General features: G+C 68.0%; 15 protein-coding genes and 3 pseudogenes. 10 read left to right on the top strand and 8 right to left on the bottom strand.

Going from position 1 to position 24,588, the window contains the following annotated elements:
* Nucleotides 1-487: pseudogene (locus tag LzC2_RS11840) on the bottom strand (hypothetical protein); the annotation flags it as partial.
* Between the two features lie 191 nt (nt 488-678).
* Here LzC2_RS11840 and LzC2_RS11835 point away from each other — a divergent pair.
* From LzC2_RS11835 to LzC2_RS23050, 4 genes and pseudogenes are all read left to right on the top strand, one after another.
* Entirely contained in the window at nt 679-3,282 is a 2,604-nt protein-coding gene (locus tag LzC2_RS11835) for a PSD1 and planctomycete cytochrome C domain-containing protein (RefSeq protein ID WP_171187160.1), read from the top strand.
* The gene (locus LzC2_RS11830) at nt 3,279-4,724 is read left to right on the top strand and encodes a DUF1501 domain-containing protein (RefSeq protein WP_185168675.1); all 1,446 of its coding nucleotides are present in this window, start codon (nt 3,279-3,281) and stop codon (nt 4,722-4,724) included. The genes LzC2_RS11835 and LzC2_RS11830 overlap by 4 nt, the downstream gene beginning before the upstream one ends.
* 516 nt (nt 4,725-5,240) lie before the next feature.
* On the top strand, nt 5,241-5,474 hold the full coding sequence (locus LzC2_RS11825; RefSeq protein WP_171187158.1) for a hypothetical protein: 234 nt from the start codon (nt 5,241-5,243) through the stop codon (nt 5,472-5,474).
* 212 nt (nt 5,475-5,686) lie between these two features.
* A pseudogene (locus LzC2_RS23050) lies at nt 5,687-6,232 on the top strand (serine/threonine-protein kinase); the annotation flags it as partial.
* Between the two features lies 1 nt (nt 6,233).
* Here the strand turns inward: LzC2_RS23050 and LzC2_RS23045 are convergent.
* A pseudogene (locus LzC2_RS23045) lies at nt 6,234-6,535 on the bottom strand (ISNCY family transposase); the annotation flags it as partial.
* Between the two features lie 936 nt (nt 6,536-7,471).
* On the opposite strand from LzC2_RS23045, the gene LzC2_RS11815 reads away from it, so the two are divergent.
* Together LzC2_RS11815 and LzC2_RS11810 are read left to right on the top strand one after the other, a co-directional pair.
* Nucleotides 7,472-8,812, top strand: a complete 1,341-nt coding sequence (locus LzC2_RS11815) for an alkaline phosphatase D family protein (RefSeq protein ID WP_171187154.1) — start codon at nt 7,472-7,474, stop codon at nt 8,810-8,812.
* A 49-nt stretch (nt 8,813-8,861) separates the two neighbouring features.
* Entirely contained in the window at nt 8,862-9,539 is a 678-nt protein-coding gene (locus tag LzC2_RS11810) for a 3-keto-disaccharide hydrolase (RefSeq protein WP_171187152.1), read from the top strand.
* Between the two features lie 234 nt (nt 9,540-9,773).
* Here LzC2_RS11810 and LzC2_RS11805 read toward each other — a convergent pair whose 3' ends face one another.
* From LzC2_RS11805 to xrtU, 6 genes are all read right to left on the bottom strand, one after another.
* Nucleotides 9,774-11,144, bottom strand: coding sequence for a polysaccharide biosynthesis/export family protein (locus tag LzC2_RS11805; RefSeq protein ID WP_171187150.1), 1,371 nt, complete (start codon nt 11,142-11,144; stop codon nt 9,774-9,776).
* 124 nt (nt 11,145-11,268) lie between these two features.
* Nucleotides 11,269-12,207: a hypothetical protein gene (locus tag LzC2_RS11800; RefSeq protein ID WP_171187148.1), complete on the bottom strand. Its 939-nt coding sequence runs from the start codon at nt 12,205-12,207 to the stop codon at nt 11,269-11,271.
* Nucleotides 12,208-12,324: 117 nt separating this feature from the next.
* A complete protein-coding gene (locus LzC2_RS11795; RefSeq protein ID WP_171187146.1) occupies nt 12,325-13,419 on the bottom strand; it encodes a hypothetical protein in 1,095 nt (364 codons plus the stop codon).
* A 561-nt stretch (nt 13,420-13,980) separates the two neighbouring features.
* Complete coding sequence (locus tag LzC2_RS11790; protein ID WP_349771133.1) at nt 13,981-14,916, bottom strand: glycosyltransferase family 2 protein; 936 nt, start codon at nt 14,914-14,916, stop codon at nt 13,981-13,983.
* Nucleotides 14,917-15,667: 751 nt separating this feature from the next.
* Entirely contained in the window at nt 15,668-17,341 is a 1,674-nt protein-coding gene (locus tag LzC2_RS11785) for a tetratricopeptide repeat protein (RefSeq protein WP_171187142.1), read from the bottom strand.
* 4 nt (nt 17,342-17,345) lie between these two features.
* Entirely contained in the window at nt 17,346-19,088 is a 1,743-nt protein-coding gene (xrtU, locus tag LzC2_RS11780) for an exosortase U (RefSeq protein ID WP_171187140.1), read from the bottom strand.
* A 409-nt stretch (nt 19,089-19,497) separates the two neighbouring features.
* On the opposite strand from xrtU, the gene nusG reads away from it, so the two are divergent.
* The 4 genes from nusG to LzC2_RS11760 all read left to right on the top strand — a co-directional run.
* Entirely contained in the window at nt 19,498-20,079 is a 582-nt protein-coding gene (gene nusG, locus LzC2_RS11775; protein ID WP_171187138.1) for a transcription termination/antitermination protein NusG, read from the top strand.
* 137 nt (nt 20,080-20,216) lie between these two features.
* Nucleotides 20,217-21,665, top strand: coding sequence for a glycosyltransferase family 4 protein (locus tag LzC2_RS11770; protein ID WP_171187136.1), 1,449 nt, complete (start codon nt 20,217-20,219; stop codon nt 21,663-21,665).
* A gap of 626 nt (nt 21,666-22,291) precedes the next feature.
* Nucleotides 22,292-23,062 (top strand): hypothetical protein, encoded by a 771-nt coding sequence (locus LzC2_RS11765; protein ID WP_206678677.1) that lies wholly within the window; start codon nt 22,292-22,294, stop codon nt 23,060-23,062.
* A gap of 235 nt (nt 23,063-23,297) precedes the next feature.
* On the top strand, nt 23,298-24,588 hold a 1,291-nt coding region (locus LzC2_RS11760; RefSeq protein ID WP_171187134.1), incomplete at its 3' end, for an O-antigen ligase family protein.

Genomic DNA, 24,588 nt, shown 5'->3' with positions numbered 1-24,588 from the left:
CCGCCGGCCGGCCGGCGACGGTCAGCGCCTCCGCCAGACGGGCGCGGGGGTCGGGATCGTCGGGGGCCCGATCGACCGCAGTCCGCAGGGCGGCGACGGCTGCCGCGTCGTTCCCCCGGCGGGATTCGATCAGCCCCAGCACGGCCGGCGCCGCGGCGTCGTTCGGGTTCGCCTCGGTGCGGGTCCGGAGGCGTTCGACCAGCGCCGCCAACTCGCCGCGTTCCGCATGGAAGGCGTACACCCGGTCCAGCGACGTGCCGGGACGCGGGTTCCGCTCCAGCAGCGTGAGGAACCGCTCCACCGTGCGACGTGCCTTCGCCAGTTCCGGATCCTCCTCCATCGCGGCGGCATCGGGCGTCGCCTGCCGGGCGAGCGCGGGGATCGGCGGCGCTCCAAGCGCCGCGAGCGCCGCGGCGAGGATCAAGCGGCGAACCGCGAGGCGATCGACCGTGCCGGGGCGAGCCGACGGGGACCAGAAGCGTGCCATTCCCGAACGATCCGTGAGGGGACTGGAGGGCGGCGGTCCGTGAGACGTTCCACGCAATCAGTACGCCCCGTCCGCGTCGAACCGCGACCGCGAACCGGGGGGGCCGATCGTCCGGGGGCGATTGAAGCGTGTCCACCCACCGCGGAGCGGCGCCGCGTTGCTCGCGCATCGGGGACCGCTAATGTGTGGGCATGCCGAAGTCGCCGCCGCTCGTCTGCCTCGTTCTGCTCGCCGCGGCGCCTGTTACGGCGTCCCGCGGGTCGGCGGGGGCGGGGGAGGAGCGGGTCTCGTTCAACCGCGACGTGCGGCCGATCCTGTCGGACCGCTGCTATTACTGCCACGGATTCGATCCGAACCACCGCGAAGCGGACCTGCGGCTGGACGTCCGCGAGGAAGCGGAGCGCGTTTGGAACGTCGAGGCTCCGGACGAGTCCGAATTGCTGGCCCGCATCACCAGCGACGACGAATACCTCGTGATGCCGCCCCCGGCGGCCCACAAGCCGGCGATCACCCCCGCGGAGGCGGATCTGATCCGCCGCTGGATCGCTCAGGGGGCGGAGTACGAACCGCACTGGGCCTTCACCCCGCCCCAGCGACCCGACGTGCCGCGGATCGACGGGGCGAGCCATCCGATCGACGCCTTCATTCAGCGTCGCCTGACGAGACAGGAACTAAGGCCCGCCGGGCCGGCGCCGCCCGCACAGCTGCTTCGCCGGTTGTCGCTGGACCTGATCGGGTTGCCGCCCAGCCCCGCGGAGATGACGGCGTTTGAAGACGCTTACAGGGCGAACCCAGACGCGGCCTACGGGGCGGCGGTCGATCGGCTGCTGGCCTCCCCGCACTTCGGGGAGCGGATGGCCTCCGAGTGGCTGGACGTCGCCCGTTATGCGGACACCAACGGCTTTCAGCAGGACCTCGTGCGGACGAACTGGCCGTGGCGGGACTGGGTGGTCGGCGCCTTCAACGAGAACAAACCCTTCGACGAGTTCACGATCGAACAGCTCGCCGGCGACCTGCTGCCCGGCCCGGACGGGACCGGCCCAACGACCGATCAGTTGGTCGCGACGGCGTTCAATCGCAACCACATGATCAACGGCGAGGGCGGCTCGATCGCCGAGGAAAACCTCGCCAAGTACGCCTTCGATCGGGTCGAGACGACCTCCACCGCGTTCCTCGGGCTGACCGTCGGCTGCGCCCAGTGCCACGACCACAAGTTCGATCCGATTCGGCAGGCCGACTACTACGGCCTGATGGCGATGTTTAACCAGATGGACGAACCCGGCGGGATCAGCAAACGCTGGAGCGCCGAAGCCGCGGACGGACAGCCGGCGGAGTCGTACGGCATCGCCAAGCCGTTCGTGTCGCTCGCCAGCGAGGCCCAGGCCGCCCGGTTGGCCGACCTGCACGCGGAGGTCACGGCGGCTCGCCAGGCGCTGGATGCGGAGGAATCGAATTACGGCCCGCCCTTCGTGGCGTGGGTCGAAGAGATGCGGGCGGACGAGTCGCTGATCGCCGAACGCCTCACCAGCGATTACGTCTCGCGGGTCGTCGGCACGGCGCCGCTGGACGATCTGAACCATGGGGAGACCCGCCGGCTACTGGCGGCGTTCCTCGATTCCGACCCGCGGTGGAAGCCGTTGCGGGCCGCGATCCGCACGGCGGAGGACGCGGAGGAGTCGTATCAAGCGCGGATCCCGCTGGTGATGGTCATGCGGGACGACAGGCCGCACGACACGTTCTTGCTGGAGCGGGGGAACTACGAGACGCCCGGCGCCCAGGTCGCCCCCGGCGTGCCGGCCTTCCTGCCGCCGCTGCCCGAGGGCGCCGAGGCCGATCGGCTGGCGTTGGCCCGCTGGCTGGTCTCCGGCAAGAACCCGCTGACGGCCCGCGTGATCGTGAACCGCTATTGGCAATTGCTGTTCGGCCGGGCCCTGGTCGACACGCCGGACGACTTCGGCTTGCAGGGGGCGCTGCCCTCCCACCCGGACCTGCTGGATTGGCTGGCCGTCGAATTCGTCGAAAGCGGCTGGGACGTGAAGCGCCTACTGAAGACGATCGTGACCAGCGACGCCTATCGCCGGACCGCCCAGGTCGACGCGAATCAGGTCGCCGCGGACCCGGAGAACCGGTGGTACGCCCGCGGCGCTCGGCACCGGCTGGACTCCCGCATCATCCGCGACTCGGCGCTCGCGATCTCCGGCCTGCTGAGCCCCACGCTCGGGGGACCGCCGGTCAAACCGTACCAGCCGCCGGGCGTCTGGGAGGAGATGAGCCTCGGCAAGAACAAGTTCGTTCAGAGCACCGGCGAGGGTCTCCGCCGGCGGAGTCTGTACACCTTCTGGCGGCGGGTCGTGGGGCCGACGAACTTCTTCGACACCCCCGCCCGACAGGTCTGCGCGGTGACGACCCTGCGCACCAGCACCCCGCTGCACGCCCTCACGCTGCTCAACGACACGACCTATACCGAAGCGGCCCGCGTCTGGGCCGCGACGCTGCTTGGCGGCATCCGCGACGGCCAGTTCGACGGCAGCCAGTTCGACGAAGATTGTTCCGCGGTCACGCACGCATTTTTCGCCGCGACCGGGCGTCGGCCGTCGGAAGCGGAAGCGGACCTGCTGACGGATGCCCTCGCCGACGCCCGCACGCGGTTCGCCGCCGAGCCGGTGAAGGCCGCGGCCCTGCTGGCGGTCGGCGAGGCGCCGCGGGACGAGTCGCTGGACGCGAACGAACAGGCGGCGTGGACCTCGGTCTGTCTGCTCATCCTCAACCTAGACGAGGCGATCTCGAAGCCGTGAACGCGACGCCGCTTGATCACTTTCACCGTCGCCGGTTCCTCGGGGCGACCGCGGGGCTGACGCTGGGCCTGCCGGCGATCGGCTCCCTGCTGGCCGGCGAGCCGGGGCGGGGGGGCGAGGCGGGCGCCGGGCTGCCGCATTTCCCGCCCAAGGCGAAGCGGGTCATCTACTTGATGCAGTCCGGCGGGCCGTCGCACGTCGACCTGTTCGACGACAAGGAGACGCTGCGCGAGCGGCGGGGCGAGGAACTGCCCGAGAGCGTCCTGCAGGGCCTGCGGCAGACGACGATGACCGCCGGCCAGAGTTCCAAGCCCTGCCTGCCCGCCGCGTTCGGCGGCAGGAGGCGGGGCGAAAGCGGCATGTGGGTCGGCGATCTGCTGCCGCACACCGCGGAGATCGTGGACGACCTCTGCTTCATCCGCAGCCTGCACGGGGAGCAGATCAACCACGCCCCGGCGGTCACGCAGATGCTCACCGGCCACAATCAGCCGGGTCGTCCGAGCCTCGGCGCCTGGTTGACCTACGGGCTGGGATCGACGACCGACGAACTGCCGTCGTTCGTGGTGATGACCTCCAAGGACCGCGAGAACACCTGCGGGCAACTGTTCTACGACTACTACTGGGGCGCCGGGTTCCTGCCGGGGAAGTACCAGGGCGTGCCGTTCCGCGGCGCCGGCGATCCGGTGCTGTACCTCAGCAACCCCGCCGGCGTCGCTCGTGAGGACCGGCGGGCGACTTTGGACCGCTTGGCGGCGCTGAATCAGCTCGCCCACGATCGCTATCACGACCCGGCGATCGAGACCCGCATCGCCCAGTACGAAATGGCCTTCAAGATGCAGGCCAGCGTGCCGGATCTGGTCGACTTCGCCGACGAACCGCAGAGCGTGCTCGACCTGTACGGCCCCGACGTGCAGCGCAAAGGCAGCTACGCCCACAACTGCCTGATGGCCCGCCGTCTGATCGAGCGGGGGACACAATACGTCCAACTGATGCACGCCGGTTGGGATCAGCACGGCAACCTGCCGACGCAGCTTCCCAACCAGTGCCGCGACACCGACCAGCCGAGCGCCGGGTTGGTGAAGGACCTGAAACTCCGCGGCTTGTTGGAGGACACCCTCGTGATCTGGGGCGGCGAGTTCGGCCGCACGCCCTACGTGCAGGGGGACATCACGAACAAGAACGCCCACGGCCGCGACCATCACCCGCGGGCCTTCACGATCTGGATGGCCGGCGGCGGCGTGAAGCCGGGCGCGATCTACGGCCGCAGCGACGAATTCGCCTTCCACGTCGCCGAGAACCCCGTCCACGTCCGCGACCTGCAGGCGACCGTGCTGCACCTGTGCGGCATCGACCACGAACGCTTCACCCACCGGCACCAGGGTCTCGACTTCAAACTGACCGGCGTCGAACCGGCGCGCGTCGTGCGAGAAATCCTGGCGTAGGCCGATCGCGGTTGCGCAGGGACTCTCGCGAAGGCGCGGGCCACGCTCGACGACCCGGGGCGACCGCTCGCGCACGCGAGCCTTTGCTGGTCAACGTGCTGGACTCGAACCGTGAGGCGAAGTCGGAGTACCTCAGCAAGGTTCGCATTGAAGCGGGATGCGTCCGCCGAAGGCTCACCGTTACGCTCCGACGGTGGACTGCTCCGTCGAGACGTACCGGCTCCGTCCGCCCGCGCGGTCGCCGACCTGAATCCCGCTCGCCGACGTTGCGACCGAACTGGGCCGCACCCCGGACATCGTCGCCGGGCTGATCCGGCGGGGGTCGAAAGGACTCAAACGGAGTTTATCGGCTGGCGGAACCGAACTGAACGGTTTCTAAACGTCGGTCATGGGCAGCCGTTCGGACGATTCACGGGGATTCTGTCGGAAAGCGCGCCCGATCCGCGACAGAACCGTGCCCTCTCTTTTAAGCGGTTTCGCCGCCCACGCACGCCCCCGTCCACAAGCCGCCTGCCGATGAAGTCCTCCGCGACCCCGCCGCCCCGCACCGTCGAGACCGGTCCGGACGCGGTCGCCAATGCGACTTTGGAGATCGGCCCTTTTATCGGCCCTCCTGAGAACGCCGGCGGGGCGACGCTGGTCGACCGGGTCGTCGCGGAGTACCTCCGACGAATCGACGATGGGGAACCGCCGGCCCCGGAGAGCGTGATCGCGGCGCACTCCGAACTCGCGGACGAATTGCGGGAGTAATTCGAACTGGAAGACCGGCTGATCGGCCGCGTCACGGACGGGTGGGCGGCGGCCGACTCCACCGTCTGCGCTGGGAACGAGCAGACGGTCGTCTCGACCGGCGAGAGCGAACTGACGCGGGCGTCTCTCCCGCCTCGGCCGATTCGCGCTTCCGCCCGGGCGAAGCGGCGTTTGATCGCTACCGGGTAAACCGCGTCCTGGGCCGCGAGGGGATGGGGGCGGTCTCCCTGGTCCGGGGCGCCCAATTGGATCGTGACGTCGCCCTGAAGGTTCCCTCCGCCGCCGCGGCCGATCCGGAGTTGGTCGAACGGTTCCTCAGGGAGTCCCGGGCCGCTGCCACGCTGCAGCGCCCGAACGTCTGCCCGGTTTACGACGCCGGCGAGCAGGTCGTTTTCGACGGCACGCGGCGGCTGTTCCTCACCATGGCCCACCGGCCGGGCCAGAGCCTCAAGGACATGTTGAGCGGCCCCCAGCCGGTCCGGAAGTCCGTTCGCCTGATCGGCACGCTGGCCGACGCGATGGCCCACGCTCAAGACAGCGGCGTGGTCCACCCGGACCTGAAGCCCGGCAAAGTCATGCTGGACGAGCGCCGCCGCCCGCACGTCACCGATTTCGGCCTCGCCCGCCGCGACGCGGAAGGCCCCCGCACGACCCAAAGCGGCGCCGCGCTGGGCGCCCCGGCCTACATGAGTCCCGAGCAGATCCTGGGAGAGCAGGAGAAGGTCTGTCCGCGATCGGACATCTACACGCTGGGGGTCATGCTCTACGAGTTTTTGACCGGCCGTCTGCCGTTTCAGGAAACGGCGCCGCGTCGTTCCCGCAACTGGAGTGCAGGCTGCGGGCCAGCAGAACCTCGCCGGAAATGCAGTCCCGCAGGACCCACAAGACTTCGTGACCCACGTTCGGCTGCAACCCGTCCCAGGCAAGATGATCCGTCCTTGTTCTGCCGTCAGCCCCCGCAAGCGGGCGTCGAGTGTCAGCGAGACAGCGAGCAGTGCGTCTTAGCGGTCCAGCAGGTTGGTGACACTGCGGTCGCACGTCGACAGGCCGGCCGAGCGGAGGCCCCCTCCGCCGCCGGGCGGCACACCTGGTTGCAGTCGGATTTTGAGAGCGACGCGCCGCCAGGGGCAGCCGGACCAGGCCGTTCAGTGTGTCGACCGTCCGGCGGTGGTCGTACCGGGCCCGCGTCTTGGTCCCGCACCGCGGGCAGTCCGCGCCGAGGCACCGCAATGTCTGCCGCAATGCCGGCTCCGGCCGCGCCGCGTTCCTGCCCATCGCCCTCTTTTCAGAGAAATCGAACGCCGCAGCCGACCCCTCCGGAGTCGGCGAACCAGCCGGCTCTGCCGGCGTAGGGAAAAGCCACTCACGCACAGCGACGCCTCGGCCGCAGCCGGAGCGGCCTGACGACCAAGCTGCACGCCGCCGCCGATGACTCGCCGAAAACCGTTCCCATACGACCGGGGGACCTCTCGCAACCGCTACCAGGTGGAGCGGTTGTTCGATTGACTCAAGTGACTCCGCCGAATCGCCGCCCGGTTTGAGAAGCGGTCGGACACGTCGTTGGGGTGTGCTGGCTGCGGTGGTCGTGCACCTGCGAAGGATCCGTCCAAGCTACGGAGCCACGAAACCAGGTTTCTGCGGCGCCGGGCGTTCAGTGGGGACAGGCTGATACGGAAGATCGCCCGCGGGGGCGTGGACTGTGGGGCGGAGCGCTCGGCGCTGAGTCGCACGGCGCCCCTGACGGATGGGCCGGGCCGGCGAACTGGCCGGAGCGGACTGTTCGGGACAACCGGTCCCGCCGCGACCGTACGAGCCGTCCGCCTCGCGAGGCGATCCGCGCTCGTGGGACGGGGGACGGTGGACAGCGCATCGCTCGGTTCAGACGATGCTCGGCCGGCATGAAGGGATTGAACGTGCTTGATGCATGCCGTCGGGGAGTCGTCCTCTCGATTCGTCCAGAACCCCGCACGTCCGACCACGCCCCGAACGTCTGCCATATGCACCGCCTCATTCCGCTGCTGCTACTCGCGGCGCCCGCGGGCGCCGCTGCCGCCGGCTTCGCCAACGGGGTGAAGATCGGCGAGGTCACGCCCGACTCCGCCGTGCTCTGGGTCCGTCTGACCGCGCACGACGAGGCCGGCAACCGGGTGAAGCAGTGGACGCCCGAGGCGCCGAACTGGACCGTGCCCGGCCTCGCCGGCGAGGTCCGCTTTCGGATCACGGCGAACGATGCCGAGGAGAGCCGGACCACCGAGTGGACGGCGGTCGACGGCGACAGCGATTTCTGCCACCAGACGACCGTCGACGGATTGGAACCCGCGACGCTGTATCAGGTCGTCGCGGAGGCTCGCACGGGCGGCGAGACGGGGGACGAGACCGCGACGTTCGACGCCTCCTTCCGCACCGCGCCGGCGGCGGATTCGGAAACTCCGCTCACGTTCGTCGTCTCGACCTGCCAGGAGTTCGACACCAGTGATGACTTTGAAAACGGGCACAAGATCTATCGCTCGATGCTGGAGCTGGACCCGGCGTTCTTCGTGCAAACCGGCGACACGCTCTATTACGACCGGAAAAAGCCGTTGGCGAAGGAGATGGCGACCGCCCGCTACCGGTGGAACCGGATGTACGCCTTCCCGAACTTCGTCGCCTTTCACCGCCGCATCCCGAGCTACTGGATGCACGACGATCACGACCTGCTGAAGGACGACGCCTGGCCCGGCCAGACCTACGGAGATCTCACCTGGGAGCAGGGGCTGAAGATCTGGGACGAACAGATTCCGCAATCGGACAAGCCGTACCGCAGTTTCCGCTGGGGGGAGCATGTCGAAATCTGGCTGCCCGAGGGCCGCGAGTTCCGCTCGCCCAACACGATGCCGGACGGGCCGGACAAAACGATCTTCGGCGAGGAGCAATGGCGCTGGTTGGAGGAGTCGATGCGCGGCTCCGACGCCACGTACAAATTGTTCCTCTCCGCCACGCCGGTCGTCGGCCCCGACCGCGACCGTAAGAAGGACAACCATGCCAACGCCGCGTTCGAGCACGAGGGGCAGAGGCTCCGCGCATTTCTAAACTCAGTGCCGGGCTGCTTCGTGATCAACGGCGACCGTCACTGGCAGTATCAATCCGTCGACGAGGAAACCGGCCTGAACGAGTTCGGCTGCGGTCCCGCCTCCGACGCACACGCCGGCGGCTGGAAGCAGGACGACGTCCGCCCCGAACATCGCTTCCTCCGCGTCAAAGGCGGCTTCCTGTCCGTGCGAATCGAGCCGACCCGAGCCGTCGTCACCCATCACGACGTTGAGGGCCGGCCGGTACACGAAGCGATCTTGACGCCGTAACCTCGCCGCCCGCTCTTTCACTTCACTCGCTGCATACCCGCGATCAACCATGCTCGTTCGATTCTGCCTCCCGGCCCTCGCCACCCTCGCGTTCCTGACGCCTGCCGCCCTCGCTGACGACGGTGCCCAAGCCGACGACGGCTTCACCCCGCTGTTCGACGGCAAAACGCTCGACGGTTGGGAGAACCCCTACACATGGGGCGAAGCGGAGGTCGTCGACGGCGAGATCCATCTCAAAGCGAATAAAAAGTTCTTCCTCGTCACCGAGAAGGAATACGACGACTTCGTGTTCGAGGGGGACGTGCACCTTCCGGAAGGCAAGGCGAACAGCGGCTTTATGTTCCGGGCGAACGTGGAGCCGAACAAAGTGTACGGCTATCAGGCCGAGGTCGACGGCAGCGAACGCGGCTGGTCGGGCGGCCTCTACGACGAGGGCCGCCGCGGCTGGTTCGTCAGCCCGAAGCGCGGCGACGAAGAGAGCGAAGCGGCGTTCAAGAAGCGGGCCGGCGACGCCTTCAAACGCAACGGCTGGAACACCTACCGCATCACCTGCCGCGGCGATCACATCACGATCGCGGTCAACGGCACGGTCGTCAGCGATTTTCAGGACGATACCGATGCCGCGGGCCCAATCGGCATCCAGCACCACGGCGAAAAGGGCGCGGTTTACCGCTTCCGCAACCTCCGCGTGAAGCCGCTGAAAGCCGAGGACGCGTCCGGCGAGTGATTTCAAGAGGGATCCGCGTGGGATGACGGGGGGCGTGCCGTGTCCCAGAGGATGCCGCTTTCCGGCTCTCCTCCGTGGCAAGTCTCGCGGACGCTTCTCTTACCCTTGGGGCACGGCTTCGCAAACCGCAGCGGACCAGGCCGCGTCCACAGGGATGCAGAGAAATGAGTCCCCTGCGGTAGGCCGCAGGGGACTCATTCACGTCCGGTCGCGATTGCCTTGTAGTCGCAGCGATCAGAGTGTGCCGCGGAGCAGCAGGGCCGGCAGGACGCTGATCGCGGTGTTCGCGACCTCTTCGCAGACCGTGTACTGCACGATGATCACATCCTCGGGCTGGATGAGGATGCGTTCCCGGGGGTCGGTCAGCGCCCGGGCGAGGTCGACGCGGATCACCACTTCGCCGCAGTCGTTGGGCAACTGGCGGATCACGATCGCCTTGCTCGGGGGGAACACTTGGCTGTTCCGACCTCCGCCGAAGACGCTGATGCCGCCCACGCCCGTACCGCTGGCGCCGAGTTCTCCGTTGGCCGCGGCGATGGCCTGGAGGATGTTCAGGTCGTAGTCGCGAGGGAGCAGGTACTCGCCGCCGCCCAAGGCGCCGCCGGTGTAGTACTTCTCGCGATCGCGGGCCGGGATATAAACGATATCGCCGGCGTTCAGGATGATGTCCTGTTCCGTGAAGGTCGGCGGGGCTTCCGGATAGAACCGCAGAGGGATGCGGATTGCCCCCGGGCCGTACGGGTCCGGCAGCGGCGGACGACAGCCGCAGCCGATCGGTTGGCGGCGGAAGGCGGCGACGCGGGCGTCGAACTCCGCGGAGCCCTCGGCGCCGGCCCGGAAGATGATCGCCTCGTTGAGCGCCTCGTTGCCCGGCAGGCCGCCGGTGGCGGAGAGGGCGGTCAGCAGGTCGTTCTCGCCGGCCTTGAGGTCCACCAGGAAGCCGGAGCCGCTTTTGCCGCCGGCGTCGTTGTCGGTCGGGTTCTGCACGCCGCCGGCGTCCTCGCGGATGACCAGCACCCGTACCTCGCGCTGCCGCTGAAGGGTGACGATGATGGCCGTATCGGAGATGGTGCCTTCGTCGGACTCGCCTGCCGGCAGGAGAATTCCTCCGTTAACGTAGGCGGAGCGAACCCTCATCTCCGCTTCGGCGACCGTGCTGCCGGCGACGTACACCGGGGCGATCAGCGGCAGGGAGACGGTTCCGTCTTCGCGGATCGGCACCGGGAAGCCGATCGACGGCGGGATCGAGGCGTCCTCCGGGAAGTTCACCGGGGGCACGCTGTCCAACTCGCCGAGAATCCCCTCGATATAGATGCCCAGCACGTCGCCGGAATCGAGCATGTACGTTTCTTGCGGCCGCTGCCGCAGGCGGGCCTTGCTGGTTTCGATCAGATCGTCCTTCGACCGTGCCAGCGCCGGCGGCGGAAGTCGGCGGGCGGGGATCGCCTCGATGCAACTACTGCCGAGCGAACCCAGCGACATGCTCTGGCAGCCCGGGGCCAGCACGGCCGCCGCGAGCGCCAAGAACAAGAGCGTCGGTCGGGCGACCGTCCGGTGGGCGACGGGACGGGCCGGGAGCGGGCGGCGAATTAATGCGGCAATCATGGCGAACGTCCGTATTTCCCCGACCGGTGCGGTCGGTCGGTGCAGGGGGGTCGGGGGGCGGAACGGTGAGTGAGTGGGGGATCGCGACGGCCGAGGCCGGGCGGGCGGAACCGGCGGGACGCGGTCAGCCGTCGGAACTCCAGAGGGTCGTGACCTTCGGGCCGTCGTCGGACGAGGGGACCGCTTGGAAGCCGTCTCCAAGCTGCATCGTCGAGACGCCTGCCTTCGAGGAGCCCGCCGGCGGGACGCCGTCGTTTGACGTGCCGTCGCGATCGGCGTCGCTTTCCAAGGAGGCGCCGACCTCGTCGCTGACGGTCTCGGCCTCCAGCAGTTCCCGAAGGAGGTTGCTGGAACTCTGGCCGCCGACGCTGTCTTCGCGGTCGATCTGCGGACCGTTCAGCGGAGTGGACGGCGCCACCGGAATCGGCGCCGGCGCCGGGACGGGCGCTTCGAGGAGACCTCGCTCGATCTGCGTGGGCGCCATCGGATCCATCGGCCCGGGGAAGCCGGGGCCAGGCGGAAGAGGCGGCCCGTACGGGTCGAAGCCGCCCGGATCGTTGTAGGGAACCGGGCCGTGAATGCCCGCGGTTTGGTAGCCGCCGCAGATGTTGCGGATCGGGACGGTGTTCAGACCGGCGACGCCGTCCTGCCCCGCGGCGATCGCCCCGTGGGCCCAGCCGTCATAATAACAGTTCAGGCGCTCCGCCCGCTCGCAGGGATCGTCCGTGCTGCATCCCCAGTAGCAGCTGGGCGGCGTCGGCGGGGCGCAACAGTCGTCCCCGTACAGGGCGACGTCGCGGTAGCCGTTCTTGAACCCGTGCTTGAAGTCCAGCGGGCAGGAACAGCACTCGTGGAACAGGTCGCCCCGATGCAGGTAAGCCTTCTCGGCGGCGAAATGCACCCGGATGCCGGTCTTCGCCTCGCTGAGGTTGGTCCGCAATTCGCCGGTCGCGCAACCGGTTAAGGAGGCCGCCAACGCCGCGGGCGCCAGCCACGGGGCGAGCCACCGACGCAGCGACCCGGCGGTCGTGCGAGCGGAGGTTTGTGGGGGAGAGACGGTCATGGGAACTCCGGGAACCGCGGACGGTGGGCGGCGACGCTGTGCGGGGGAAACGGGGCCGTGAAGCGGCAGACCCCGGTCGACGGCTCCGGCGACCACGCCGGACCGGAACGTGAAAGCTCAGAGGCTGGCGCGGCCGGCATCCGCGGGCGGATCGGCTTCCGCGGGGGGCGGGGAGGCGACGTCCGCCCCTCCGGGAGTCAGGAACGGAATGGCCTCCGCGGACGCCGCCGGTTCGAGAGACGCTTTGCCCGCCTCGGGAATTGCACGCGGGGGCGTTTCCCGGTCTGTCTGCGGAGTCGCCTCCGACGTGATACGGGCTGCCGGAGCGGGAACGAAGTCGTATCGGGCGATGCCGGGTTCGGCGGACTCCCAATCCACTTCGGGGAGGAGGTTCGTCGGCTCGTCGGCGGAGACTGAAGCCGCGACGACGAACTCGGTCGGCGCGGCATCGTCATCCGATGCAGTCGCCTGAAGAATCGGGATGGGTTCCGGGGCGGCGTCGGTCGGTTCCGTCGACTCCGCATCGACGAGCGTCCATCCCCACAGCGGGGACGCTGCCGGTTCGACGACGGCGTCCGAAGCGGAGGAGACCTCCGCGACGATGTGATCCGCAGAAAGCGGCTTCGCGGCGGCTGGTTCGGGGGCGATGTGCTCCGGGGCGGCGTGCTCCGCGAGGGCGGCGTCGCCTTCGGGGGAGCGTGCGTCCGGGGAGGCGTCCGCGAGCAGCACGGCGTCCGCCAACGGGGCGACCTCCGTCCCCCCGTCGACGGGCTGGGGCTCGGCGGCCCCGGACGGCGAGGGCGGTTCCGGCGGCGAGGGTCGTTCTGGCGTCGCCTCGGCAAGCTGAACGGGCGCCGACGGAATCGGGGAGGGCGGCGAACCGGCGCCGTCGGCGCCATCGAGGGGAGCGGCGTCCCGGCGAATGGGCGAGACGCCCGACCGATGGTCCGCTGCGGCGAAGAGGTGTTCGGCCCGATCCGCGTGGCCTTGGGCCTCGAACATCGCGGCGACTTCCCGCAGTTCGTTCGGCGACAGCGACCGGAGCGCCGCGTTCTTTCCGCCGGCGGCGCTGGGCGTCTTTAATGTCGCGCAGCCGCCGACTCCCAAGGCGGCGGCCGTCGCTGCGGCAAGGGCCGCTCGACGACCGTGGCGCCACGCAACGTGCCGGCGCAACACGTCGCCGACGCGGGTTCGGTTCAGGCGGGTCGGCATTGAAGAGTCCTTCCGGCTAGACGTCACCGCCCAGCGTTCGATCATCGTGGCGAATCCAGCCAGTTCGAAAGGCGATGCAAACTCGCTACGCCCCGGACATCGGGATTCCTCCGGATCATCGGCCCGTCGGCACGCCCCACATGAAGCCTGCGATCCCCAAAGGCAGGCAATCTGCCATGATCATTCGGACGGGCGCGAACCATCGCAGACGCCAACTCGGGCAGCGGGCCCGTCGCCGCCCGGCACGCGGCAGCATTGTGCCCTACGTTTCTTGGAGATAAGAAGCGTTACGGTAGGGCGTTCGAGAGCTTGTCTCTCAGATCCGCCTTCGGCCCGTCGCCGGACCTTCTTACACGAACTATCGTTCGATCCGAAGACGCGGCGATCGCACCGGGGCAGGCGGCAACATTTACCCCGCCGCATCGGCTCGGCCCCGAGCAAATCGGCCGCTGAACGTCCCAATCAGACGAGCCTCTCCGTGACTTGGATCACGTAGTCGGCCGCCGCCCAGCGGCAGATCGCTCCGAAGCAGGATGCGGGCGTCGACCCGCTTGCCGTTCGTTACCGGGGGCGACGCTCGAACGCGGCCGTTTTCCGGTCGCTCACGTCTTCGTCACAGAGCGTCTCGTCACTGAGTGCGAGTTCGTGCATCTTGGCCCGGACCTGCCGGATATAGTCGGCCCGGATCCGGCTGGCGATGAGACCCGCCCGGCCTTCAAGGAATCCGAACTTCGCAATGTAGTGATACGCGAACCACAGGTGTGGCTCGAACGGCGTCCGCACGGCGAGACGTTTGAGCCACCGCCGCCGCTCCTGGGAATTGCCGGTCAGCTTCGGCGTGACGGTCTGTTCTCCGTACCGGCCGGTCGCCAACAGCCGGCGCCGTAGGTGGGCTTCCCAAGTCGAGTAGCGGTTGTGACGGTCGATGTAGGCTTCCAGCCCTTTGAAGTCCTCGTGGATCAGCGGCGTATTCAGCCGTCCCACCGGCCCGTCGACGATTAGCCGTTCGTGCACCTCCATGTCCAACTTGTCGCCGGGAACTTCGACGAGGCGCTCGAACCGCACCCGGTCCGGTCGAACCAGCAGCATTGCATTGAAACTGAACCCACCGTGGCGGAACCGCCTCCCCAAAAAATGAAATCCCTTGCGGATCAGGTACGCCGACGGGCCGCCGATCGGGTCGTCCGGCCCGTCGGCCTCTCCCAGCAGCGCCTCGGCGATCTCATCCCACAATGCGGGAGGAACCACCTCGTCCGCGTCTAGCAGCAAGACCCACGGTGTTCCAAATTCGAGCGTGTCGAGGGCCCACTGGCGTTTTTTGGGATAGCCGCCGGTGTGCTGGAATTGGACGACCTCGGCGCCGGCCTCGCGGGCAATCGCTGCGGTCGAGTCCGAACTGCCGGAGTCGACCACCACAACGGCGGCGGCGGGAGCGAGAGCGGCAAGACATTTCGGCAGGTTCGCCGCTTCATCGCGAGTTGCGATCAAAACCGTCACCGGCAGCGTGCCCTCCGAGGTCCGCTGCGCGGAGGACCGAATAGCCTCCGCCGCGTTCGTTTCACGGGAGAAGTCGAAAGCGGCAGGAGCCGTATTCGTGGCCGCAGCCGCTGGCGGGATGGCGACGCTTGTCATACGGGGGACTTCCTCTCTCCCAGTCGTAGGTTCATAACACTTCGGACCCCCGGACGGCATCCCGTCGGAGCAACGTTCCCTAAGATATTCAATGCGTGCGAACGAGGCGTCGGAACCGCCCCGGTTCGAGCAGTAGGCGCTACCCCTGTTCGAGCCGGTTCCGACCGGAGCAGATCGAGCGTTCCTTGCCTGAACCGGACGTGTTTCTTCGTGACCTCGATCAGACGATTGACCGCCGTTTGGAGGGGCGGCGGCGCTGCGGTCAGCCTGATCCCGGGACTGGCCGGCAGTGCCGTCAGTGGGGGCGAGCATCGAAGAAACTGTCTCGTTACGTACTTGAGGTCGGGGCAGTGGGGGCGTGCGGAAGGTACCGAGAGTTGCCGCACTCTCAAGCAGAGATTCGGGACGTTCGACAAAAGTTTCCTCAAGTGCGCGGTTTCCGGACCGTTCCGTCCCGCCGCATGAGCGATGAGCCGGCGCAGATGCGCGAGCTGGGTGCGGAAATGCCTCAAATTAAAGCGATTGATGGAGGCGAAGACCGCTTCGGCAGGCCTGCTCGTCCATCTCCGCACGCCGTCATCGGGCCCCACGACGGCGCCGGCGGACGACCGTCGCGTCAGTTGGACGGGGCGGGATTCGATCCGTCTCGGAACTGTCCCGCGAGATCGGCGCGACCGAGGCGTTCGTACAATTCGGCGACTTCGGCACGGACCTTAGCATCGCGGTTTAAACCGAGCTCCATCGCTTTTTCGTACTCCAGTAAAGCGTCGTCCGGGCGGTCGAGCGCCGCAAGAATCGCTCCGCGTGTATGTCGAACTTGGGGATAGTTCGGCGCCGCTGCGACAGCGGCGTCCGCCAAGGCCAGGGCACGTTTGAGATCCGGCTCGTCCTGTTGGGACAGCAGAAAGGCGAGGTTGTTCGCGGCCTGGGCGAGATTCGGGTCTAACTGATGGGCGCGTTCGAAGTGAAAGGTCGCGGTCTCGGCGTCTTCGGCCCGTAACGCATTTAGGCCGAGGGCGAAGTGCACGCCCGCCGGGGCTTCGCCGGTCGCCAGTAAGCGCTTCAGTAGGTCTCGCGCCTCCTCGACCGTGGGCGCCGCGGCGTTTGCAGCGAACTGCGTCGCGGCCGTGCTGTCGAAGTTCGCGAGTCGCACCAACGCCGGGCCGAAGCGAGCGTCGAACTCCAAGGCCCGCTCCAGCAGCTTCAGTCGACGACCCAGCCGCCGGTCGCGGGCGGCGACGGCCCGGTCGTACTCCCCGACGTACATCGCGGCCAGCAGCCTGTCGACGTTCTTCTCCGGGTGCAGAGACCGGCTCGCCGCCAGCGTCGAGACGGCTTCGTCGAAGCGGCCCCGGCGAATCAGGGCGTCGGTCAGTCGGGCCCGGCTCTCAAAGTCCAACGGGTTGCGGTTCAATTCGCCGCGTAACACCGGCGTTGCCCCCTCGGCGGCACGTGCCGCGTCCCCCGAGCGACCCAGACCGACGTAGAGCCGCAATAATTCCGGCCAGACCTCCGGTCGATCTTCGGCCAAGACTTCTAATAGCGGAGCGGCAGCCGCGGGTTCGCCTGCTCTGATCAGCAGTGCGGCCGCCCGAGCCTTCACCCCGTCCTCGTTCGGGGCCGCCCGGAGAGCCGCAGAGAGATGTTGGAGGGCGCGGCCGCGGCGCGCCATGCGATTCGCGGCGGTTCCTTCTGCCTCCTTCGGAGGCGAGTCGCCTGCGACATCGCTTGAGGAATCCGGCGCTTCGACGTCCGGTTCCGCAAGGAGCCGATCGGCGAGCAGGAGATGGGCGGGGGCGTACCCGGGGTCGTCGACGCCGCCCAGCAACCCCGCCAGTAAGTCGAAGGCCTCCTGGTCGCGACCCGCCGCGGACAGCGCCGCTGCCAGATTCAGGCGGTCGGCCTCGCGATTACGGCCCAGTTCGCCGAGCCGTCGGCGGAAGAGCACGGCGGCTTCCGCATCGCCCTCCACGGAGGCCGCCCGGGCCGCCGCCTCGTAGGTTCCCGCCAGGCCGGCCCGACGATGATGACCGACGAATCCGAACGCGACCAGCAGGATCGCCGCCCCCGCCGCGGGCAACGCCCCCGCGAGGCGACGCCAGGATCGCCCGCCTTCAGTCTCTGGATCGCCCCACAGCCTCGTCGGCCGTCGGAGCGCGGCCCGCGACCACCGCCCGGGGGCGCCGACGGCATGTCGCAGGCTCGATCCGATCCCGCCGAACCAGGGACGGGGGGCGAACTCGTCGGCGTCGGCGAGTGGATCGGGGCGGCGGCGGAACAATCGAAGCATGACGTCAGGCGGACGAGTCGGAGCCGTCGTCAGCGACTGCGGCGGAGTGCGGCAGGGCGGCGAGACGCTCTCGCATCTCATGAAAAAGCGCTTGCACGGTCTCTGTTTCGCTGTCGGTCAGCGGCCGATAAGTGGGGACGTACGTCTGCACTTGATATCCCGGTTTGCGAACGTAGCCCCCCTCGGCGCCCACCGGGATCAGATCCCGGAGCGTCTCGAAGCGAGCCGTCAGCCTCGTTCTCGTCTTCAGATCGGGGCCGAGATTTTCGTCGTCGTCCATCGCATAGGAGGTGAAGAAGACGACGCCCCGCCGACCGAGCGGTTGCTCCAAATCCAGCCGCGTGTAGACGTCCCCGGCCGACCCGTCGGCCCGCTGATCCTGTGCGACCACGCGATCGACCGCGTCGGTGCAGTTCCATCCGCTGTTGGTGTAGCAAAGCTGCAAATCATGCCAGCCGTCGACAAACGGCCCGTCCATCGAGACCTCCGCCCGGATCGAACCGCGACGATAGCTCCAGATCGAAGAGTACGTGCCGTCGATATGTCCGCGTTCGCGGACGACGTTGCGGAACCCGACGCGACGCCAGCCGTTCCAGAGGGCCGGGAGGGAGCTTTCAGAGGCGGGCTTCAGCGTGTCGGGGACCTCGACGGCGACGACCGACCGTTGATCGGCCCCCTCCGTGAAGTCCCAGGCCGCCACAATGAGCAGCAACCCGGCCGCCGTCCCCCAGATCACCGGCCGGGGCAGGGCGGTGCGAGGAAGCCATCCGACCTCAGTTACGGTGTCCGGCTCGTCTTCTAGATCGTCTTCCAGACTGTCTGCGGCAGCATTTGCCCGGGGTGGGACGATGAGGGCGAGCAACGCATCCGTACTGAGCGTCAGGCCCGCCGCGAGAGCGAACGTGAGCACGCCCAGCGCTTCATGTCCGATCCCTTCGGCGACCGGCCAGCCGTAGCCGGCGGAGAGTTCGACCGCGGCGGTGACCCGAACCGCGTTCGCCGCCACGGCCCAGAGCACCGCGACCGGCAACAGAATGAGCCACCGCGGCCAACTCCGCCGGGCCCAAGCCAACCCTAGCGCCGTAACGGCCACCAGGGCGTATAAGCTGTTCACCCCGCTGCAGGCTTCCTCCACGAAATAGCTCCGGCCGGGCAGTTCGACCGTCACGCCTGACGGGAGGTGACGCCGCCCCAGTAGATCCAACGCCGTGCTGGCAAGATCCGCAGCGACTCGCTGCAGCCGCAGAACCAGGCGCTCGTCCCATTGGAAGGGCGGGGGCAGGGTCGTCCAGATGGCGACCCACGCCGGCACGATCGGCCGAACCGCCGTCCCCCCGCCGAGGGAATAAATGCACGCCGGGACTGCCAGAAAGGCGGCGACCAGCGCCAGCCACGGCGTGCCCAGCCAGATGGCCCCGACGCTCGGAAGGAGAGCCGCCGTCCACAGCAGAAGTTCCGGCACGGGCCGCGGCGTGGACCTCTTAGCGACTCTCCGACCCGCTTGATGAGCCAGCTGCCGTTGCTCCCGAACTTCCCGCCAGCGGCGCCACCCGATCCCCGTCGCAGCCGCCCACACCAGCGGGGCATGTCCGAAACGCGGACTCTCCCACAGCCGCCCGACGATGTCGGCCAGCAACGGTCCGAGGGAGATTGCCGCCGCCCCCGCCGCGGCCAGCGGCAACCACCCCAGCGCTTTCGCGAGTCGATTCTGCTCGGCGGTCCCGGTGGGGGAAACGGAAGCGGACAACGGTCGGCGACGTTCCGGAGCGAATTCAGGGAGAACTCCATAATCGATGCACGCAACCCGTCGGCAACCTTTTCTCAGCGAAAAGCTCCTCGAACGGGCGTCTCTCGCGGACTCATTGCGGATTACGCCGCCGACGAACGCGGTGGGGCGATCGCAGAAGGGCGAAGGAAAAATCAGGCATTTCGCCCGTCCTTCGCGAGCTTCGCCGTCGGTCCGCTCCGACGTGGCCAGAGTACTCCCGAGCAACGTCGGCGCTGGACTTTTTCGACTCGCCTTTTGGCTTGATCCCCTCTTGGCTCGATTGTAGACAAAATGAGATATGGGGGCGGCCCCGGGATGGGGCGGGGGGCTGCGGGGTATCCTCTCCGGCCGTGCCCTTTCCTGTCCCTGTTGGAAGACCGCCTCGACCGTGCCGATTCTCGCTCGCGAACCGGACCGTTATCCCGAAAACCTGCTCGACGATCCGCCTGGCCGAGAGCCGGCGCCGGCGGACGATCATGAAGCTCCGCGGTGGAAGCTGGTCTACACTCGCTCGAACCGCGAAAAGGACCTCTGCCGCAAGCTGCACCGAATGAAAGTGCCGTTTCTGGCGCCGGTCTTCCCGCAACGAAAACGTTCGCCCTCCGGGCGGGTGCGGACCGCTTACGTGCCGTTGTTCAGTAACTACGTCTTCCTGTTCGGGGGGGCGGAAGAGCAATACGACGCGATGACGACCAACACCATCTCACGGGTCAACGACGTCCCCGATCCGGCGGGGCTGCTGGACGATCTGAAGGGGATCGACACCCTCCTCGGCAGCGGAGAGAAGATCACCCGGGAGCAGAAACTTGAGGAGGGCGACGCCGTCCGCGTGAAGACGGGGCCGTTCAAGGGGCTCGTCGGCACTATCCTCAAACGACAAAACGAACGGCGGTTGCTGGTCGCAGTCGATTTCCTTCAGCAGGGGGCCAGCGCGTCGCTGGAGGACTATGAGGTCGAAGCGCTCTATTGATACGTCGGATGCTTTGACGGCGGCGCGGGCGAGACAGGACGAGCGACTGCGTAGTCGCGGAGCCACGGGCTGCCGGGACCGGGAGAATCGATCCGCGATTTTCGGCTGCCCGACCTTCGCTCCTGTCGAAGGGGGGCGTGCTCTTTTACGATCGCCGTCCTCAGACGAGGTCTGATGCCGCACCCCCGCCCCGCGTCCTGTTCCTGAACCGGAGCTATTGGCCGGATGCGGAAGCGACGGGGCAACTCCTCACGGAATTGGCGGAAGACCTCGCCCGCGGGGCGTGCGGTCCGCAGGATCGAAAGAACCAGGATGAGGGGGCGGACGAGCTTCCGCTCGAGCGGTTCGCGCCGGAGATCGCGGTGGTCTGCGGGCGGCCGAACTGGAATCCGTCCGGCGTGAAGTGCAAATCGTTCGGCGCCTCGGTCCGGCATGGGGTGACGATTCATCGCGTATGGCACACCCGCTGGGACAAAGCGTTCCTCCGGAACCGGGCCGCGAATTTCGTCACGTTTCTCATCGGGGCGGTGGCTCGGGCGTTGTTCTGCCGCCGGGCGGATGTCGTCGTCGTCGAAACGGACCCGTTCCTGCTCGCGCTCGTGGGACCGTTGTTGAAGCTCCGCCATCGGGCGAAGCTCGTCGTCTACGCGCAGGATGTGCACCCGGAACTCGGCGTCGCCATCGGGCGGGTGCCGGACTGGCGGAGCGTGCGACTGCTGTCCGCCGCCCTCCGGCGTTCCTATCGCCGGGCGGACCGCATCGTCACGCTCAGCCGAGATATGCGGGACACATTCGTACGTTTCGGCGTGGATCCGGGGCGGGTGGAGGTCGTCCCGAACTGGACCTGCACCGCCGCGGTCCATCCCGTCCGCCCGTTCAACCCGTTCCGCGGACGGCACGGTTTGGAAGGGAAGTTCGTGGTAATGCACTCCGGCAACATGGGCCAGACCCAGCGGTTGGAGGCGCTCGTCGACGCGGCGGCTTCCTTGCGGAATCGGGAGGACGTGGCGTTCTTGTTCGTCGGGAACGGCTCCCTCCAAGCGTCGCTGAGGGAGCGGGCCGCCGAATTGCCGAACGTGCGGTTCCTCCCTTACGAGCCGAAGGAGAAACTCGCCGAGAGCCTGTCGGCAGCGGACCTGCACGTGGTCTCGATCGACCCGCGAGCCGTGCCGTACATGATGCCGAGCAAGCTCTACGGCATCCTCGCGAGCGGCGCCGCCTGCCTGGCGATCGCCCCGCGGGGCTGCGAACTTGCCGAAACGGTGCACGGCCGCGGCGTCGGCTGGGTAGTCGAACCGGGAAACGTCGCCGAGCTTGCCGACCGGATCCGCCGCTTGGCAGACGATCCGGCGGACGCGGAAGAGGCTGGCCGTATCGCCCGAGAGCTATCGGCGGAATACCACCGGGCGGTCGTGACCGCAAGATTCGCGACGATCTTGGCCGAGCTGCTCCGGTCCGGCGAATCGTGCGACATAGAAACTCGCTCCACGACGTCCTGGTCGCATCAAGCCGTTTCCGCTCCGCAACTCCCCGTGTCTGCGGACGCGGTCGTTCTCCCCCCGCAAGAACCAGCGTCGCCCCGATGATCAGGGAATTGTGTGAGGTCACGTGGCTGTGTAAGCTTAGTCCTCCCTGCCTACCAGGCTCCCCCAAACGTTAGCTTCATATGCTCCCGCTTCGTCGCCGCCAACTCCGAAAGCTCTTGGCTTTCGCTGTGGCTCTCTCCGTGGGCGGATGGTTTGCCGACGCCGCCGCCGCTCAAAGCTTGCCTTTGGAACCCGGATTTCCTCCAGAGACTGGAGCGCTGGGGCTTGAAGTTGATGAATTTCCCGCGGAAGAGGCTCTCCCGCCTCTGCTGGACACCGTCGACAACGATCCGGCCACAGTTCGCCTGATCCGTGACGGTCGGGTGGTGGCCGCCGGTACGCTCGGCCCGCACGGCGGGTTGGAGTCGGGGGCGTTGCCGCCGGGCGTCTATACGGTTGCGGGGCAGTCTGACGGCGGGCGGGCATTGTTCGCTTACAAGATTGAGGAAGGCAACGTCACCACGGACGGTCCCGGACCGTTGCCGCTGGTCGCGCCAGCCTCCGATTGGCCGCTGGCCCGTGCGATCCTCGCCCGCAGGTTTACGTTGACGTCGCCGGTTCCGGCTGCCGGCCTGGTCCCGGGCAGCGTTCCCCCCGGCGTCGCTCCCGTTCCGCCGCCCGCCGGTATGCCGGCTCCGCTGACGATTCGGCCGATCGCCGCGACATCCGCCAAAACTGCGACACGGGTTTCAGGCGTGCGGCCCGGCGACCTCGGGCGAATCGATCAGTACGGCAGAGGCGGGGCACTGGTTCCGGTTCCCATGGCGGACGTTTACCTGATCCGGTCCGGCGAGTTGGTGGCCACGCTCAAGGCCGATGAGGAAGGACTGTTCCGGCTGCCGCTCACCCTGCAGCCCGGGATTCACACCCTCGTTTCGATCGGAACCCCGCTAAACGGCACCCAGCTGGGGGCGAGCGTGACTGGTCTAAGCGTATTGGCGACCGCGGATGACGCCCTCATCGACGAGGTTCGAGGCGAATCTCAGTCTGAGATGCGGCCCGTCGCGTTCCGGCGAATCGTGAAACAGGGGCCGGCATTCTCCGTGACGCAGGCTCCCGGTACGGATGTCGTCTCTGCGCTTGGCAACGATGGTCCCGGTCCCCCCGGCTTTATCCCGCCCGGCGGCCCCGGCTTTGGGGCTCCCGGCGGCGGTTTGGGCGGCGGTGCAGCAGGGGGGGGCGGCGGTTTGGGCGGCGGCGGCTTACTGATCCCCGCTCTGATCGGCGCTGGGATCGGCGCCGCAATCGCTGGCGATGATGACGACGATGATGATGGCAACAACGGCAACAATCGCAACAACGGCAGGGGCTTTGGCGTGGGCGGGACTCCGCCGGCGGCGACTCCGGCGCGGAACAATGCTCCGCCTTTCAATGGCGGCGTTCCCGTTGGGCCGTGACGGTCTTGATTAGGACTGCGTCGTGATCGAGAAGCAGGAAGGGAGCCTGCCGAGAAACCCTCAAACGCCCGGCCGCAAGATCGGCCGGGCGTTTGTCGTCCGTGCCGATCAAGCGGCCCGGCGTCGAGCCGAGGCTCGTCGGCGTGAGTCGCAATCTCGCGAGCAACGAGTTTCGTCTCGTTCACGGCCGCTCCCCACGGTGCCGCAGCCAGCGGAGCCGGCGCCGGACTCATCGATGTCCTACGCCGCCGTCGCGGTCGTCGCCGCCGTCATCACGACGCCGTGGTTTCTCGGCACGGCCGAATCGATTCAGTTGGGCCTCGCGACGGCTGGACTTGCCTTCGTCGCCGGAGGACTCACGCTGAAGTCCGGTGCGGGTCTGATTCCCGGGGCGGTCTGGCCGTTGGTCGGCGTACTTCTCTTGGGGGCGTCGCAAGCCCTATCGCCGATCTCCGGAGCGGATCTAGAGACGACGACGGGCGAGTTGGCGCCTCATTTCGTGCCGGTGTCCGTCGCTCGGTCTTCGACTCGGGAGACGCTCGCCGTCGTCACGCTCGGCGTGCTGACGTTTCTGCTCGCGTCGCAGGCCGGCGTTCATAGCGCAAGTCGCCGAGTCATTTGGTGGGGCGTCGCGGGCACGGCCGCCGCTTTCGCAGTCGCCGGGCTTGTCGGACGTTTGGGCCTGTCCATGCAATACGGCTTCCGTTCCACCGAGAGCGAGGCGGGTCTGACAGGCGGGTTCTTCGCTTCGATGAACCGGGGGCACGCTGCCGAACTGATGAACCTCGGTCTCGCGGCGGTCCTCGGTCTGCTTGCGACCGGCGGGGGACGGGCCGCGGCCGCCTGCGGAGTGGTGATTGCCGCGGGACTCGTCGTCGCCGGCAGCCGGGCCGGACTGGCTGCCGTCCCGGTGGGGCTGCTGTGCGTGGGCGGCGGTCTGGCATTCCTCGGTCGGCGGGGGGCGAACGGCGAGACGCATCCGTCCGCCGAGGCGGGGGCGATCTTCGATCGTCAGCGGGCTCGATGGGTCGTCGCGGCGGGCGTCGTCACCGTCTTGGGGGGGGCGGCCATGTCTTTGTGGCAATTTGAAGTTGAGGACACGACGATCGGCCGGCTGGAAGAATCATGGACAAGTACGTTCGAAGAGCAGATCTCCTTCCGTTGGGAGCACTGGAAAGACGCAATCGGCGTCGCGGGCGATTTGCCGTTCTTCGGCGCCGGACTCGGAACGCATCGATACGCCACTCCGCCCTATCAGACGGAACCAGCGACCAGCTGGGCGACCCACGCGGACAACCAGTACGTCGAAACGTTGGTCGAAGGCGGGATCGCGGGACTGTTCCTGCTAGCCGCGACGGCCATTGGCCTCTTCTGGGGGGTGAGACGGGCCGGAGCGGCCGGGGCGGGGGACGCGGTGGTGGTCGCCGGCTATGCGGTCGGGGCCATTGCCGTACATGGGGCGTTCGATTACGGGATCACCCGACCGCCCGTCCTGCTGACGGCGGCGGCGCTGCTCGGCGCTGCAT

This window comes from Alienimonas chondri, from assembly GCF_013036045.1.
In the GTDB taxonomy this organism is placed as follows: Bacteria; Planctomycetota; Planctomycetia; order Planctomycetales; family Planctomycetaceae; genus Alienimonas; species Alienimonas chondri.
This window is presented reverse-complemented; position numbering and strand designations above follow the sequence as displayed.

Coding starts and splice junctions, on each gene's coding strand:
- LzC2_RS11835 (WP_171187160.1), top strand. CDS start 679: ATGCCGAAGTCGCCGCCGCTCGTCTGCCTCGTTCTGCTCGCCGCGGCG.
- LzC2_RS11825 (WP_171187158.1), top strand. CDS start 5,241: ATGAAGTCCTCCGCGACCCCGCCGCCCCGCACCGTCGAGACCGGTCCG.
- LzC2_RS11815 (WP_171187154.1), top strand. CDS start 7,472: ATGCACCGCCTCATTCCGCTGCTGCTACTCGCGGCGCCCGCGGGCGCC.
- LzC2_RS11810 (WP_171187152.1), top strand. CDS start 8,862: ATGCTCGTTCGATTCTGCCTCCCGGCCCTCGCCACCCTCGCGTTCCTG.
- LzC2_RS11805 (WP_171187150.1), bottom strand. CDS start 11,144: ATGATTGCCGCATTAATTCGCCGCCCGCTCCCGGCCCGTCCCGTCGCC.
- LzC2_RS11800 (WP_171187148.1), bottom strand. CDS start 12,207: ATGACCGTCTCTCCCCCACAAACCTCCGCTCGCACGACCGCCGGGTCG.
- LzC2_RS11795 (WP_171187146.1), bottom strand. CDS start 13,419: ATGCCGACCCGCCTGAACCGAACCCGCGTCGGCGACGTGTTGCGCCGG.
- LzC2_RS11785 (WP_171187142.1), bottom strand. CDS start 17,341: ATGCTTCGATTGTTCCGCCGCCGCCCCGATCCACTCGCCGACGCCGAC.
- LzC2_RS11765 (WP_206678677.1), top strand. CDS start 22,292: ATGCCGGCTCCGCTGACGATTCGGCCGATCGCCGCGACATCCGCCAAA.